Below are 14,930 nucleotides of genomic sequence, written 5' to 3'. Positions count from 1 at the left end.
CGGGGCGACCGGCGGCGGGGCGACAACCGGCGGCGGGGCAGCGACAAGGACCGGCGACGCGGCGGCGACTACCGGCGCGGCGGCGGCACTGGGCGAAGCCACCCAGGTCAGGCGGGTAGAGGTGCCGGTGAGCGCTACGCCACCACCGTCACGCAATTCAGCCGTCACCAGCATCTGGCCGGTGAAGCCGTCCGGCGGAATGACCGATACGCCGGAAATCTCCGTTGCCGGCACGCGCCATTCGTTGGCGGCGATACGCTTGCCGGACGTCAGCCGCGCGCCACCGACCAAGCCGTTGATCGATACGAACGCGCCGGGCGGCGGAGCGCCGACGTGAATTCCGAGCGGCACGGGATCGTTGACGAACCCGCTACCGTCCTGCACGGCCAAAGTCGCCGTACGCTTCGGGGGGGTGGTCGGCTGCGCCGGCAGCACCGAGGATTTCACCGACTGCCAGGCAGCAGAAAGCGACGCATCCTGGTTTGCGGGGCGCTGCGACGACGGAATGGCCATGACCAGAAGCATCGCGATGCTCGCTGCGATCGCGACCGCGATCGAGAAGCGAACGACCTGCTGCATCAGCGCGCGGCGTCCCGACAGGTCGCGGAGCACGGAGGGTGCCTCCACCGGCACGTTATCCCGCGCCTCCTGCATGGCCTGGGCCACGGCTTTGGTAAACATTTCGGAATCCTGGCGGCGGGACGGCTTGCTCAGTGGCTGCAAGGGCGGGCCTTCCGTCGTCACGCGCGGACGCCAGCCGTCATTGTTCTGCATGAGCATCGGATTCGGCTGCTCACTGCTCGCCCGTTCCCTCAACTCCCGCGGCGCATAATATGCCGGATCGTTCGGGCCGACATATCCTTCGTGCTTTGCATCACTACTCATACTGAACTCGCCCTCATGGGGCCTTCCGCCAGCCCCGCGGACGTATGCCGATAGCGCCCTGTACAATCCTAGAACTCCGGGAGCGTAACCGCAATTTATTTGCGACTCCGCCCGCAACAAGGACCGGAAGTTGAGATCATCCTGCAGCGCTTCCGGCTGACACCCGCCGTTTCCCCATTTGGTTGGCGCTCGCCGTGCCCCGTGCAGGACAGTCCCGTGTTGCGGCAAATACGACAACCCGGCGGCGAGAGGTAGACGAAAGTTGGACCAACTTCAATCTACAACTAATAATCAATTTACAGGGATGGTTAAACCCGTGAGGTTGTCGCCGCCTGCCCGATCAGCATAGCCGGCAAACCTTGAAATTCTACGCACGCCGTGGTCTCAAGTTTTCCTAGTTTGCAGCCGGCCCGCCCGCCGGCCAGACAGATTTCAACCCCGGCAGATTGCACCGATGGCCCGAAGGTTTTCCGCTCCCTATCAGACGGAGCCCGTGTCCAGCCTCGCCACCTGGTCGCGCAACCTTGCCATCTTCGCCGTGGTCGCGGTGGTGGGATCGATCCTCATCGTCCGCTTCGGCTTCCTGGAGATGAAGCCGGCGCTGGCGACCTTCTTCGGCGCGCTGGCGCTTGCAGTTCTTTCCATCCTGGTCGGCCTCGCCGCCTTTGCCGCGATCTGGCAGAACGGGTCGCGCGGCATGGGCCGGATCCTGCTGGCGTTCCTGATCAACGCCATCCTGCTCGCCTACCCGGCCTACCTCGCCCTGCAATACCGCAAGCTGCCGCCGATCCACGACATCACCACCGATCCGATCGATCCGCCGCGCTTCGAGGCCCTGGCGCGGCTGCGCAGCGGCGAAGGCGCCAATTCGGCGGTCTATGCCGGGCTCTATTCGGCCGAGCAGCAGCGGATCGCCTACCCCGACATCGAGACGGTAGAGCTCGAGGTCCCGCCGCAGCGGGCCTATGAGGTGACGCTGGCGCTGGTCACCAAGCGCAAATGGCTGGTGATCGACGAACGGCCGCCGCAGCCGCCGCGCCGCATCGGCCGCATCGAGGCGGTGGCGCGAACGCCGGTCATGGGTTTCCGCGAGGACGTCTCGATCCGCGTCACGCCCGACGGCGAGGAATCGCGTGTCGATATCCGCTCCTCCTCGCGCTACTTCGAAAGCGACCTCGGCAGCAACGCCTCGCGCGTGACAAAACTGATCGAGGACATCAACTCGGCCGTCGACAACGCCAAGCCGGCAGCGCCGAAGAAGCCGCAGGCGCCGGCGAAGGCGCAAGCGAAGAACGTGAAAAAGGGCAGCTAGCGCGCCAACGAACGGTGCGCTCCCTCGCCCCGCTCCTGCCGGGAGAGGTTAAGACGCCATCCGGTACGTCCCGCCGATCACCGGATCACCATCCGTCGCGACGATGCCGCGGGCGACAAGGTCTTCCAGATGCGCCAGCACGGAATAGCCGGCGGCATTGGTCAGCCGCGGGTCGATGCCGATATAGATTGCGCGCACCATGGTCGGGATGTCGGCCTCACCCTTGGCAAGGCGATGCAGGATTGAGGCTTCGCGGGCCTGGCGGTGCCGGGTCAGGAAGCGGACGTAACGCGGCCCTTCCGGAATTTCCGGCCCGTGGCCCGAGAAATACAGATCCTCCTCGCGCCCTTCGAGCCGCGCCAGCGAGGCCATGTAGTCGATCATCGATCCGTCCGGCGGCGCCACGATCGAGGTCGACCAGCCCATCACGTGGTCGCCGACGAAATTGATCTTTCGCTCGGGCCAGGCGAACGCCAGATGATTGGCGGTGTGGCCGGGGGTCGCGACCGCCTCCAGCGCCCAGCCCTGCCCCTCGATCACATCGCCGTCCTTGACCGTGATATCGGGCCTGAAATCGCGGTCAGCGCCGGACTCCGGATTATGCTTCTCGCTCTCGAAGCGCGGCCGCGAGGCGCGGTGCGGCCCCTCGGCATAGACGGGCGCGCCGGTGGCGGCCTTGATCCGCGCGGTGTTCGGCGAGTGGTCGCGATGGGTATGGGTGACGAGAATATGCGTCACAGTCTCGCCGCGCACGGCGTCGAGCAACGCTTTCGCATGGGCTTCATTGTCGGGACCGGGGTCGATGATCGCGACATTGCCCCGGCCGACGATGTAGCTGACCGTGCCGGTGAAGGTGAACGGGCTCGGATTGTTGCAGAGAACGCGCCGCACGCCGGGGCGGGCCTCGTCGACAACGCCGGGCTTCAGCGGAAAGTCGCGGTTGAACGGGATGTCGTCGTTGTCGGCCATGGGATGCTCGTCCGTGATTTCCGGATTCTCTTTGACCTCGTCATGCCCGGGCTTGTCCCGGGCATCCACGTCTTCCTTTGCGAGCCCAAGACGTGGATGGCCGGGACATCTAGCGCGAAGACGCGCTTCGCGCTTCTGCCCGGCCATGACGGAACTTGGGGTTAGGCCGCGCCCGGCGGCGCAGGCACTTTACGAAAACGCCTGAATGCCGGTGATCGCCCGGCCCAGGATCAGGGCGTGAACATCGTGGGTGCCCTCGTAGGTGTTCACGGTTTCCAAATTCGCGGTGTGGCGCATCACGTGATACTCGATCTGGATGCCGTTGCCGCCGTGCATGTCGCGGGACACGCGGGCGATGTCGAGCGCCTTGCCGCAATTGTTGCGCTTGACGATCGAGATCATCTCCGGTGCCATCTTGCCCTCGTCCATCAGGCGGCCGACGCGCAATGAGGCCTGCAGCCCGAGCGCGATTTCGGTCTCCATGTCGGCGAGCTTCTTCTGCACAAGTTGCGTGGCCGCCAGCGGCCGGTTGAACTGCTTGCGGTCGAGCGTGTATTGCCGCGCGCGGTGCATGCAGTCTTCGGCTGCGCCCATCGCACCCCAGGAGATGCCGTAGCGGGCGCGGTTGAGGCAGCCAAACGGTCCCTTCAGGCCCGACACGTTGGGCAGCAGCGCGCTCTCCGGCACCACCACGCCGTCCATCACGATCTCACCGGTAATCGAGGCGCGCAGCGAAAGCTTGCCGCCGACCTTCGGCGCCGACAGGCCCTTCATGCCCTTCTCGAGGATGAAGCCGCGGATCTGGTTGTCATGCGCGGCCGACTTGGCCCAGACCACGAACACGTCGGCGATCGGTGCGTTCGAGATCCACATCTTGCTGCCGCTCAAGCGGTAGCCATCGGATACCTTTTCGGCGCGGGTCTTCATGCCGCCGGGATCGGAGCCGGCATCCGGCTCGGTCAGGCCAAAGCAGCCGACCCACTCGCCGGTGGCAAGCTTCGGCAGGTATTTCTTGCGCTGGTTCTCGTCCCCATAGGCGTAGATCGGGTACATCACCAGCGAGGACTGCACCGAGTTCATCGAGCGATAGCCGGAATCGACCCGCTCGATCTCGCGCGCCACCAGGCCGTAGGCGACGTAGCTCGCATTGGCGCAGCCATATTCTTCCGGCAGCGTCACCCCGATCAGGCCGAGTTCGCCCATCTCGTTGAAGATTTCGCGGTCGGTCTTCTCTTCCAGATACGCGTTGATCACGCGCGGCAGGAGCTTGTCCTGCGCATAGGCGCGCGCAGTGTCGCGGATCATGCGCTCATCTTCGGTGAGTTGGTCGTCGAGCAGGAACGGATCGTCCCACTGGAAGGAAGCCGCCGCCGGCTTGTCCTTGGCTTGAGGGCGCACGCTCATGAAAATCCCTTTCGCATCACTGTCCTCATGGAAATTTGCCGCCAAATTAATGCGCTATCGGCAGAAGCGCAATGTTCTGAACGTCATTCTGGGGCACGCGAAGCGTGAACCCGGCAATCTCGAGATTCCGGACATGGTCCTGCGGACCATTCCGGAATGACGACGGCTATCCCTCCAACTTCTCGTTGGAGACGATCTCGATGCCGAAACCGGATAGTCCCTTGTAGTCGTGCACCGACGAGGTGAGGTTGACGATCGAGGTGATGCCGAGATCGCGCAGGATCTGGGCGCCGACGCCGACTTCACGCCATTGCCGGTTGCGATCGGCCTCGGCCGATTTCTGCTCGCCCACCGGCTCGACGGGAACCCCGGCCGCGCCGTCGCGCAAGTAAACCAGCACGCCGCGGCCGGCCTTCTCGAAATGGTTCAGCACGATCTGCATCCGCGCCTGGCCGGTGAAGAGATCCTTGACGATGTTGGGCTTGTGCAGCCGCGTCAGCACGTTCTTGCCGTCGCCGATGCCGTTATAGACGAAGGCGGCATGCGCGATCTCGTCGAATGGCGAGCGATAGGCATAACCCTGCAGCGGACCGATCGGGCTGTCGGTGGTGAAGGTCGCGACCCGCTCGATCAGCTTCTCGCGCGCCTGGCGATAGGCGATCATGTCAGCGATCGTGACATGCTTGAGCTTGTGCTTGGCGGCGAAGCGCGCCACCTGCTCGCCCTTCATCACGGTGCCGTCGTCGTTCATCAACTCCGAGATGACGCCGACCGGCGGTAGCCCGGAGAGCTTGCAAAGATCGACCGCCGCCTCGGTATGGCCGGAGCGCAAGAGCACGCCGCCGTCGCGGGCGATCAGCGGGAAGATGTGACCGGGCCGGGCAAAGTCGCTGGCGCCGGCGTTGGGATTGGCGAGCGCGCGGCAGCAGGAGGCGCGCTCCTCCGCCGAAATGCCGGTGCCGCCGTCGGGCTTGTAGTCGATCGAGACCGTGAAGGCGGTGGTGTGGTTGGACTCGTTATGCGCCACCATGGGATCGAGCCGCAGCCGGCGGGCGTCGTCGGTGGTGATCGGCGCGCAGACGATGCCGGAGGTATGGCGAATAATGAACGCCATCTTCTCCGCGGTGCAGAGCGAGGCCGCGACGATCAGATCGCCCTCGCCCTCGCGGTCGTCATCGTCGGTGACGACGACGAGTTCACCCTTGGCAAAGGCTTGCAGAACTTCCTGGATGCTGTCGGCCATTTTCTCGAAATCTCGTCAAATCTCGCTTCTTTCAGCCAGTGCATTAGCCGGACTCCATGCGCAGCGCTAGCGCCAATACGCAGGGCAACGTCGCTCACAGGCATACCAGGATGCGGTCCGTAGCCCGGATTGCGCTTCGCTCCATCCGGGCTACACGAGCCCATTTCTACGGCAGCACCTCGCGGCGCTCGCTGAGCAGCACGTCGGTCTCGGCGCGCTTGTCGTCCAGAAGCCCGGCCTGCGCGGCCTCGATGACTTTATACAATTCGTCGGCGTCGCTGAGCCGGGTTACCGTTACATAGTCGGCGCCGGCCTCGTAGAGGTCATTGACATTGGCCAGGATCTCCGCGGTGGCGACGATCTTGGCGCTCGGATTGAGCGAGCGGACATGCCGGACCAGCTTTTCGTTGTCGGCGCCCTTCAAGAGCGAGTCCGGGATGCTGAGGATGATCAGCTCGGCCTTGCCGACGCCGGCATGCACCAGCGTATCGACATTGCTGATGTCGCCATAGACCACGTGCATGCCGCGGTCGGTCAGGGTCCGGAACACCAGCGGATTGAAATCGATCACGGTGATCTGCTCCAATACCGCCGGCGTTCGGCGTTCGATCTCGGCGATCAATGCGCTGGCGGCGCGGAAGAAGCCGAGGATGACGATGCGGCGCGCCTCGCCATGCCCGCCGTGCCCGGCCTCGCCTTCATGCTTGTGGTCGAGATCGCGCAGGCCGATCCGCTTCAGGGGGCCGATCAGGCCGCGCGTGACCTGGTCGCTGCGCGCCATTACAAACGTGCTCAGGACCGCCAGCACGACGAAAGCGAACGACGCCGCGCTCGACGTCTCCTTGCTGATATGGCCGGCAAGGACGCCGGTCTGGATCACGACCAGCGAGAACTCCGAGATCTGCGCCAGATTGATCGCCGGCAACAGGCTGGCGCGCAGGCCCTGATTCATCAAATAGAGCGGCGTGAATGTCGTCACCATGCGGCTGACGACGGTGAAGGCCGCGATCGCGAGCGCCAGCCCGATCACCGACGCATTGGGGATCGGGATCGTCATGCCCAGCGAGACGAAGAACAGCGTGATGAAGAAGTCGCGCAGCGTCGTCACCTTGGCGGTGACGTCGAGCGCATAGGGGAACGTCGACAGCGAAACGCCCGCTACCAGCGAGCCCATCTCGCGCGACAGATGCAGCCGCTCCGCGATCTCGCCGATCAGAAAGCACCAGGCCAGCGCGCCGAGCAGGATCAGTTCCGGCCGGCGCGCGATCTGGTGGAACAGCCATGGCAGCACATAGCGGCTGAGCACCAGCGCGGTCGCCACCAGCGCGCCGACCCGGGCGACCGACAGCAGGATGATGCTGATTTGCAGATTATCGAGGCTCGGCTGCACCGCCAGGAACAGGATCGCAAAGATGTCCTGCAGCACCAGCACGCCGAGCGTGATCCGGCCCGGCAGCGTGTCGAGCTCGCGCTTCTCGTACAGCACCTTGACGATGATGACCGTGCTCGACAGCGCGCAGGCGACGCAGAGATACAGCGCGTCGAAATGGCCACTGCCCATCGACAGGCCGATCCCGATAAAGAACAAGATGCCGAGCAGGCAGCCGCCGATCAGTTGCCCGCCCGCGGCGAACAGGATCACCTTGCCGGCGCGCACGATCTTCTTCAGGTCGATTTCCAGCCCGATCATGAACAGCATGAAGATCAGGCCGAGTTCGGAGATGACGTTGATCGATTCTTCGGACTTGACCCATTTCGTGCCGAATGGACCAATGAAGAACCCGGCGATAAGGTAGGCCAGGATCAGCGGCTGCCGCGAGAAATGCGCCAACAGGCCGAGCACCCAGGCGAACAGGATGCATAAGGTGATATCGCGAATAAGTTCGTGCATGGTTCCGGATTTCCCCTTCTTGCAACCTAGAGATCCCGGCGCAAGGGTCAAACAAGCAATGTGTCACAGCCATGGAATGGGGGCTTTTCTAGCGATTCTGGCCGCGCTGTCGATCCTTTCCGTCCCCAGCGCCTGTGCGCAGCCCGCGGGCGGTATCGAGCAGAATTTCGCCGCCTCCCTCACCGCGCTGCCGGTAGAGAATCTCGCCGTATCAGGCGCCTTCTACGTGCCGGTCTATTCCAGCGTCTCGATGAGCCAGGGCAAGCTGCGGGCGGATTTCTCGGTTACGCTCAGCGTCCACAACGCCTCCGAGACCCGCCCGCTCGTCCTGAAGCGGATCGCCTATTTCGACACATCAGGCAATATGGTGGAGAGCTACCTCAAGTCGCCGGTTGCGCTAAAACCGTTCGCGACTATCGAAGTCTTCATCGCCGCCAACGACGTGCGCGGCGGCACCGGTGCCAATTTCGTGGTCGACTGGGCGGCCACGGGAGAGATCGCCGAGCCCACGGTGGAAGCCCTGATGTTCGGCGGCGTCGGCGCCGGGCATTATGCCTTCATCAGCCAGGGTCGGTCGATCAGGATCATCAAGAACTAGCCTGCCGGAAGGTCGCTTGCGGCCTTCTCAACGAACAACAAAACGGGAGTGAATATCCATGTCTGCCGCATCCCCCTTCGATTTTTCGCCATTGCTGCCCGCCGGATTGCCGGCGCCGGCAGCGCGGTGGACGGGCCTCGCCAAATACTCCTTTGTCGGCGGCAATAACGATCCGGATCAGGTGCCGGTCGACGGCCTGATCGAGGCGGTCAATGCCGTGCTCCGGCGCGAGGGCAAGGCGCTTGCGACCTACGGCCTTGCCAGCGGCCCGCAGGGCTATCGCCCCTTGCGCGAATTCCTCACCGCGAAACTCAAGCGCGACGCCGGCATCACCTGCGGTGCCGACGACATCATGATCGTCTCGGGCTCGCTGCAGGCGCTCGACCTCGTCAACCAGACGCTTCTGGCGCGCGGCGACACCGTGCTGGTCGAGCAGGAAACCTATCAGGGTGCGCTGACCCGGCTGACACGGCTCGGCGTCAACGCGGTCGGCATTCCGCTCGACGATCAGGGCATGCGGATGGATGCACTGGCGGCAACGCTTGCCGACCACAAGCGCCGCGGCATCACGCCGAAATACATCTACACCATCCCGACCGTGCAGAACCCGACCGGCAGCATCCTGTCGCAGACGCGCCGCGCGGAGATGCTGAAACTGTCGCGGGAGTACGGCGTGCCGATCTTCGAGGACGATTGCTACGCCGACCTGATCTGGAAGGGCGAGCGCCCACCCGCGATCTACGCCATGAGCCAGCATGGCGGCGTCATTCACATCGGCTCGTTCTCGAAGTCGATCGCGCCGGCGCTCCGCGTCGGCTTCATCGTGGCGCCCTGGGAGATGATGTCGCGGATGCTGGCGCTGAAGACCGACGCAGGTTCCGGCGCGCTTGAGCAGATGGTGCTGGCGGAATATTGCGCGCCGCATTTTGCAAGTCACGTCCCGAAACTGACGCGCGGCCTGCGCGCCAAGCTCGACACGCTGATGGAGGCGCTCAACGAGCAGTTCGGCACTGCGGCCGAATTCGAGGCGCCGGAGGGCGGCATCTTCCTGTGGGTGAAGCTGCCCGACAATGTCGACACGCTAAAGCTCTATCAGGCCGCGCTCGCCGCCGGCGTTTCCATCAATCCCGGGCCGGAATGGTCGACCGACAAGGCCTATGCCGGCAGCCGGCTGCGGCTGTGCTTCGCCAGCCCCTCGCACGAACAGATCCGCGAAGGCGTCGCCGTCCTCGCGGAGGTTTGCCGCAAGGAGTTCGGCGTGCCAGAGCGGATTGCCAATGTGGAGAAGCGCGCGAGCAGTTGAACTCAACTCGTCGCGCGAAACGCTATTCGCCGCGAAACACCAGCGCGATGCGCAATAACCGCACGATCGAGACGTTGCCCTTGCCCACCTCGATCTGGGCGACGTAACGCTCGGACATGCCGGCGCGGCGCGCGAGTTCGCGGCGCGACAGGCCGTGCTGCGCACGCATTTCGCGCACCTTGTCTCCGAGCTGCGCCAGAAACGCGCTCTCGAAAGGCAGGCGGCCGTCTTCGTCATAGGGCATCGCCCGGGCGCGCTCGCCCGGAAATGCTTCGGTCTGGGATAGGCTTTCGCTGGGCATCACGCTCGATCCTTGTTGCCGGCATCGTCGCCAGGCAAGAAGGCCGCCGCATTGATTGGGATCAAATAGGATCGGCCAATTGATCTCGATCAATCGGCCCTATTCAGCCTTGATGCCGGCCTCGGCGATCAGCTTCCCCCATTTCGCGCTTTCGCTCTGGATGAATTTTGCAAAAGCATCCGGCGAAGTCGGCACCGGCTCGGCGCCGAGCGTGCGGATCTTCTCGATCGCGGCCGGATCGCTCAACGCCTTCACGAAGGCTGTGTTCAGCGTGGTGATGACCTCAGGCGGCGTGCCGGCGGGCGCGACGATACCGAACCAGCCGACGGATTCGAATCCACTGAGGCCCTGCTCCGCCAGCGTCGGAACGTTTGGCAGGAACACCACACGTTTGGCAGCGGAGACGCCGAGCGCCTTCAACTTGCCATCGCCGATCAATTGTTTGGAGGCCGGGATATCCAGCACGGCCAGCGGGACGTGACCGGCAAGCACGTCCGTCGTCGCCGGCGCCGTGCCGCGATAGGCGACCAATTGAATTCCGACACCGGCCTTCTGGTTGAACAAGGCCGTGGTCAGGTGCATCGCGGTGCCGTTGCCGCCATGGCCGATCGACAGGCCCGCCGTTTGAGCCTTGGCCTTGGCAATGGCGTCTGCGACGGATGCAATGCCCGATTGTTGCGAGGCCACCAGCACGAACGGGATTTCCGCCAGCATCGTTACCGGCGCCAAATCCTTGACCGGATCGAACGACATCGCTGCGCGATTGAGATGGGGATTGACCGTCAGCACGCCGGCTGCGGCGATGCCGAGCGTGTAGCCGTCAGGTGCAGCCTGCGCCACCGCCCCGATTCCGATATTGCCGCCCGCGCCGGCCCGGTTCTCGATCACGATCGGCTGCCGCAGCGTTTCCGCAAGCAGCGGCTGCAGCGCGCGGATCACGATATCAGCACTGCCGCCGGGTGGAAACGTCACGATGATCTTGATGGGTTGATCGGGATATGCGTTTGCTGCTTCAATCGCCGACAACGACAGCGACAAAACAACAATAACGGCGCGGATCAAGCCTCGGCGGATCGACGGAAACATTAAAGGGCCCCCCGATGATCTCTTTGGCGCGCAGTAATGCATGATCGTCCCAGCGCAGCAAGCGAGAAGGCAGCACTCGACATGGTGAAGACCAGCGTTCTCGTGGTTGGTGGCGGTCCGGTCGGCCTCACCCTGGCCATGGACCTCGCAACGCGGGGAATTTCCGTCACTGTTGCGGAAACACGCGCAGCGGGCGAGCCGCCAAGCGTGAAGTGCAACCATGTCTCGTCGCGTTCGATGGAGATTTTCCGCAGGCTAGGGCTGGCGCAGAAGCTGCGCGACACAGGATTGCCGGCCGACTACCCGAACGATTGCTCCTACCGCACCACGGCAACCGGCATCGAGCTGTCGCGCATCCCGATCCCCTGCCGCCGCGATCGCTACACCGCAACAGGCGGTCCAGACACCGGCTGGCCGACGGCCGAGCCGCCGCACCGTATCAATCAGATCTACATGGAACCGGTGTTGTTCGCCCACGCCGCTTCCATCGAGGGACTGCAAATTCTGAACCGCACTGCGTTCGAGGATTTTCGCGAGGACGATAACGGCATCGTCGCGACCGTCCGCAACCTCGACAGCGGAACCGCCTCGCCGATTCACGCCGATTTCATCGTCGGCTGCGACGGCGCGCGCTCGCTGGTGCGCAAGGCCATCGACGCCAATCTGCAGGGCACGCCGATCATCCAGCGCGTGCAATCGACCTATATCCACGCACCCGGTCTGCTCGGAATGATGGACCAGCCGGCCTGGATGACGCTGTCGCTCAATCCGCGGCGCTGCGGCACGGTGGTGGCGATCGACGGCCACGAGAACTGGCTGATCCACAACCACCTCAACCGCGAGGACGAGACCTTCGAGTCCGTGGATCGCGACGCCTCGATCCGCGCCATCCTCGGCGTCGGCCCCGATTTCGAGTACGAAATCCTGAGCAAGGAGGACTGGGTCGGCCGCCGCCTCGTCGCCGACCGGTTTCGCAAGGGGCGCGCCTTCATCTGCGGCGACGCCGCGCATTTGTGGATGCCCTATGCCGGCTACGGCATGAATGCCGGGATCGCCGACGCAACCAACCTCGCCTGGCTGCTCGGCGCCTATCTGCAGGGATGGGCCGACGTCAAGATTCTCGATGCCTATGAGGCCGAGCGCCTTCCGATCACCGAACAGGTGTCGCGCTTTGCGATGGAGATGGCCGGCAAGGTGTTGAGCCAGCGGCGCACCGTTCCCGACGAGATCGAGCAGCCGGGGCCGGAAGGCGACGCCGTCCGCAAGCAGGTCGGGCAAGCGGCCTATGATCTGAACGTGCAGCAATATTGCTGCGCCGGCCTCAACTTCGGTTATTTCTACGATCAATCCCCGATCATCGCCTATGATGGCGCCGAACAGCCCGGTTTTACGATGGCCGATTTCACGCCATCCTCCACGCCGGGCTGCCGCCTTCCCTTCGCGAAGCTGTCCGACGGACGGCCGGTCTACGACGCGCTCGGTCCGGGCTATACGCTGCTGCGCTACGATCCGGATGTCGCGGTGGCGCCATTGACCGAAGCGATGCGCGCCAACGGCGTTCCGTTTGCGGTCGTCGATGTTTCCCAAGTGCTTGGCGACCACAAACTAATCCTGGCGCGCACCGATCAGCACGTCGCCTGGCGCGGCGACGCCATCCCCGACGATCCCGCGCCGCTCGTCAGCAAACTGCTCGGCCAAAGCCTCAACCTGAGCCCGGGCTAACTTTCCTATGGTCGAAGTGCGCTCCCAGCATCGCGTGGGCATTGCCCTCGTCGTCGCCGCCGCCAAGGCCTGGAGCACAGCGCCACTCTTCACGCGGCTGCTGCCCTACGACTCCTGGACCATCCTGTTCTGGCGCGGATTGTTCGGCGGCGGCATGATCGTGGCGATCATGCTGGTGCTGCAAGGGCGCGCCGGCCTGCGCGATCTGACAAGGATGAGCAAAACCGGATGGCTGGTAGCATCGTTATCGACATCGGCCATGGTCGCCTTCATCCCGTCGCTGCAACTGACCAGCGTATCCAACGTCGCCATCATCATCGCGACCGGCCCCTTCGTCACGGCTGCACTCGCCTGGATCTGGTTGCGGGAAGTCCCGCATGTGAGAACCATGATCGCGAGTGTCGTGGCGCTCTGCGGCGTCGCCATCATCGTCGGCGGCGCGCGCGTCGGCTCCGATATTCTCGGGATAGCGCTTGCCTGTTTCATGACGCTGATGATCGCCGTGATGACGGTCATGGTCCGGCGGCACAAGGACACGTCGATGGTATCAGCCGCCGCGCTGTCGAACTTCCTCGGCAGCATCGTCAGCATTCCATTCGCCCGCAACATCGCCGGCGTCACCGGCGCCGATATCGTGACTCTTGCGATGTTCGGATGCTTTCAGGTCGCGATCGGCCTGACGCTGTTCTTCCTCGGCTCGCGGCTGCTGCCGTCCGGCCAGGCCGCCCTGATCTCCACGCTGGAGACGCCGCTGATGCCGTTCTGGATCTGGGTGGCATTCAGCGAGGTTCCCACGCTGCGGGTCCTCGCCGGCGGCGCCCTGGTGATGGGCGCCGTCATTGCCGACATCGTCGGCGATATGCGCACGCAGCGACGTCCAGACTGACTACCGCACCGCGAACGGCGCCTGATAGGGCCGGCCGAACGGCACGCCGTTGATCACGGTCTGCACGGGTTTGAGCAACAGCTTGCCCTCGCGCCTGTTGTTGCGGGTATCGACGAACGAGGTCTGCGCTTCCACCAGATCCATGATCGCGACGTCGCCGGGCGCGCCGATCTGCAGCGTGCCGATCTTCGGCGCGCGGTTGATGATCTTGGCCGGCGTCACCGTCGCCGCCGCCACCACCTGCTCCAATGTCAGGCCGAGTGCGATGAACTTGCTCATGACGTTCGGCAGATAAGGCATGCCCGGCGAATTGCCGGAGAAGACGTGGATGTCGGAAGAAATTGTGTCCGGCGTGCAGCCGCCGGGAAGCGCGACCTCCGCCACGGTGAAATCAAAGCTGCCGCCGCCATGGCCGACATCGAACATCACGCCGCGCTGCTTGGCAGCGAGCGCCGCCGGCAGCAGTTTGCCGTCCTGCACGATGTTGGTGAACACGCCCGCAATATTCGGCGCGCCGGAATAGGCATGCGTCAGCACGTCGCCCGGCCGCAGCAGGTCGAGAATCTCGGACATCAGCTCCTTGGTCTCGACGCCGCCGATATGCACCATCATCTTGGCCGGCCAGCCGCACATTTCGCAGGCCTTGATGCTTCGCTTCAGCGGCTCCAAACCGTGCTTGGCGATCACGTTCTCCGACATCCTGACCTTCACGCCGAGCAGGAAATCCGGATTCTCCGCCAGCGCCATCGCGCAGGCTTCGACTTGCGCATAATCGATGTTGTAGAGCTCCGCGACCGGGAATCCGGACAGGCCGTTATTGGCGATGTGGACGAAGGCGTAAATCCGCGCCCGCGATTGCGCCACGATGTAACGGCGCAGCGCCGCGAGGTTGTTGACGCCGGCATCGCCCGCCGACACCACCGTTGTGGTCGCTTGCGCCTGCACCAGTTCGTCGGCGGGAATGCCGATCGCCGAACCGTAGGGGTAGACGTGGGAATGCAGGTCGATCAGGCCGGGCGTCACCAGTTTGCCTGACGCGTCGATGGTCCTGGCGGCGCGGGCGGCCGGAATCTCGTTCTCGACCGCCTCGATCACGCCCCAGCGAATGCCGATGTCGCGCTTGCCTTTCAGCGACTGGCTGGGATCGAGCACGTCGCCACCCTTGATCACAAGGTCAAACTTGTCGTTCGGCCCCATCGCGGCATTGGCGCGGCCGGACATGGCGGCAATCGCAGCCGTCCCCGTCAGGCCCAGAAAATCACGGCGTGAAAACCCGGTCATCGCAGCGCTCCCCCTGATAATTATTTTGTCGGACGATGATGCGCCCGGC

The 14,930-nt window shown here is 64.2% G+C and carries 13 protein-coding genes and 1 pseudogene; 6 read left to right on the top strand and 8 right to left on the bottom strand.

What is annotated here, in order from left to right; all coding sequences use genetic code 11:
- Positions 1-885: pseudogene (locus CQ12_RS16985) on the bottom strand (hypothetical protein); the annotation flags it as partial.
- 454 nt (positions 886-1,339) lie between these two features.
- Between CQ12_RS16985 and CQ12_RS16980 the strand changes: the two are divergent.
- The gene (locus CQ12_RS16980) at positions 1,340-2,197 is read left to right on the top strand and encodes a DUF1499 domain-containing protein (protein WP_057836424.1); all 858 of its coding nucleotides are present in this window, start codon (positions 1,340-1,342) and stop codon (positions 2,195-2,197) included.
- Between the two features lie 48 nt (positions 2,198-2,245).
- Here the strand turns inward: CQ12_RS16980 and CQ12_RS16975 are convergent, their stop codons facing one another.
- Both CQ12_RS16975 and CQ12_RS16970 read right to left on the bottom strand, forming a co-directional pair.
- Complete coding sequence (locus tag CQ12_RS16975; protein WP_057836453.1) at positions 2,246-3,166, bottom strand: MBL fold metallo-hydrolase; 921 nt, start codon at positions 3,164-3,166, stop codon at positions 2,246-2,248.
- Between the two features lie 189 nt (positions 3,167-3,355).
- Positions 3,356-4,570: an acyl-CoA dehydrogenase gene (locus CQ12_RS16970; protein ID WP_057836423.1), complete on the bottom strand. Its 1,215-nt coding sequence runs from the start codon at positions 4,568-4,570 to the stop codon at positions 3,356-3,358.
- Here CQ12_RS16970 and CQ12_RS43840 point away from each other — a divergent pair.
- Complete coding sequence (locus tag CQ12_RS43840; RefSeq protein ID WP_157088265.1) at positions 4,569-4,730, top strand: hypothetical protein; 162 nt, start codon at positions 4,569-4,571, stop codon at positions 4,728-4,730. The genes CQ12_RS16970 and CQ12_RS43840 overlap by 2 nt on opposite strands.
- Before the next feature lie 6 nt (positions 4,731-4,736).
- Here CQ12_RS43840 and ribB read toward each other — a convergent pair whose 3' ends face one another.
- Positions 4,737-5,813, bottom strand: coding sequence for a 3,4-dihydroxy-2-butanone-4-phosphate synthase (gene ribB / locus CQ12_RS16965; protein ID WP_057836422.1), 1,077 nt, complete (start codon positions 5,811-5,813; stop codon positions 4,737-4,739).
- Between the two features lie 166 nt (positions 5,814-5,979).
- Positions 5,980-7,704, bottom strand: a complete 1,725-nt coding sequence (locus CQ12_RS16960) for a cation:proton antiporter (RefSeq protein WP_057836421.1) — start codon at positions 7,702-7,704, stop codon at positions 5,980-5,982.
- A 76-nt stretch (positions 7,705-7,780) separates the two neighbouring features.
- Here CQ12_RS16960 and CQ12_RS16955 point away from each other — a divergent pair, with 76 nt between their 5' ends.
- Together CQ12_RS16955 and CQ12_RS16950 are read left to right on the top strand one after the other, a co-directional pair.
- The gene (locus CQ12_RS16955) at positions 7,781-8,302 is read left to right on the top strand and encodes a DUF3124 domain-containing protein (RefSeq protein ID WP_057836420.1); all 522 of its coding nucleotides are present in this window, start codon (positions 7,781-7,783) and stop codon (positions 8,300-8,302) included.
- 58 nt (positions 8,303-8,360) lie between these two features.
- Positions 8,361-9,605, top strand: a complete 1,245-nt coding sequence (locus CQ12_RS16950; protein ID WP_057836419.1) for an aminotransferase-like domain-containing protein — start codon at positions 8,361-8,363, stop codon at positions 9,603-9,605.
- Between the two features lie 22 nt (positions 9,606-9,627).
- Here CQ12_RS16950 and CQ12_RS16945 read toward each other — a convergent pair whose 3' ends face one another.
- Both CQ12_RS16945 and CQ12_RS16940 read right to left on the bottom strand, forming a co-directional pair.
- A complete protein-coding gene (locus CQ12_RS16945; protein ID WP_430642221.1) occupies positions 9,628-9,906 on the bottom strand; it encodes a helix-turn-helix domain-containing protein in 279 nt (92 codons plus the stop codon).
- 99 nt (positions 9,907-10,005) lie between these two features.
- Positions 10,006-10,878, bottom strand: a complete 873-nt coding sequence (locus CQ12_RS16940; RefSeq protein ID WP_245309961.1) for a Bug family tripartite tricarboxylate transporter substrate binding protein — start codon at positions 10,876-10,878, stop codon at positions 10,006-10,008.
- 150 nt (positions 10,879-11,028) lie between these two features.
- Between CQ12_RS16940 and CQ12_RS16935 the strand changes: the two genes are divergently transcribed.
- A complete protein-coding gene (locus tag CQ12_RS16935; RefSeq protein ID WP_057836417.1) occupies positions 11,029-12,714 on the top strand; it encodes an FAD-dependent oxidoreductase in 1,686 nt (561 codons plus the stop codon).
- Between the two features lie 7 nt (positions 12,715-12,721).
- Positions 12,722-13,600, top strand: a complete 879-nt coding sequence (locus CQ12_RS16930; protein ID WP_057836416.1) for a DMT family transporter — start codon at positions 12,722-12,724, stop codon at positions 13,598-13,600.
- Here CQ12_RS16930 and CQ12_RS16925 read toward each other — a convergent pair whose 3' ends face one another.
- Positions 13,601-14,881 (bottom strand): amidohydrolase family protein, encoded by a 1,281-nt coding sequence (locus CQ12_RS16925; protein WP_057836415.1) that lies wholly within the window; start codon positions 14,879-14,881, stop codon positions 13,601-13,603.
- Positions 14,882-14,930: the final 49 nt, after the last annotated feature.

It is taken from the genome of Bradyrhizobium jicamae (assembly GCF_001440395.1).
Classification (GTDB): domain Bacteria; phylum Pseudomonadota; class Alphaproteobacteria; order Rhizobiales; family Xanthobacteraceae; genus Bradyrhizobium; species Bradyrhizobium jicamae.
Note: the sequence above shows the minus strand (reverse complement) of the source record. Positions and strands in the feature narration are given on the sequence as shown.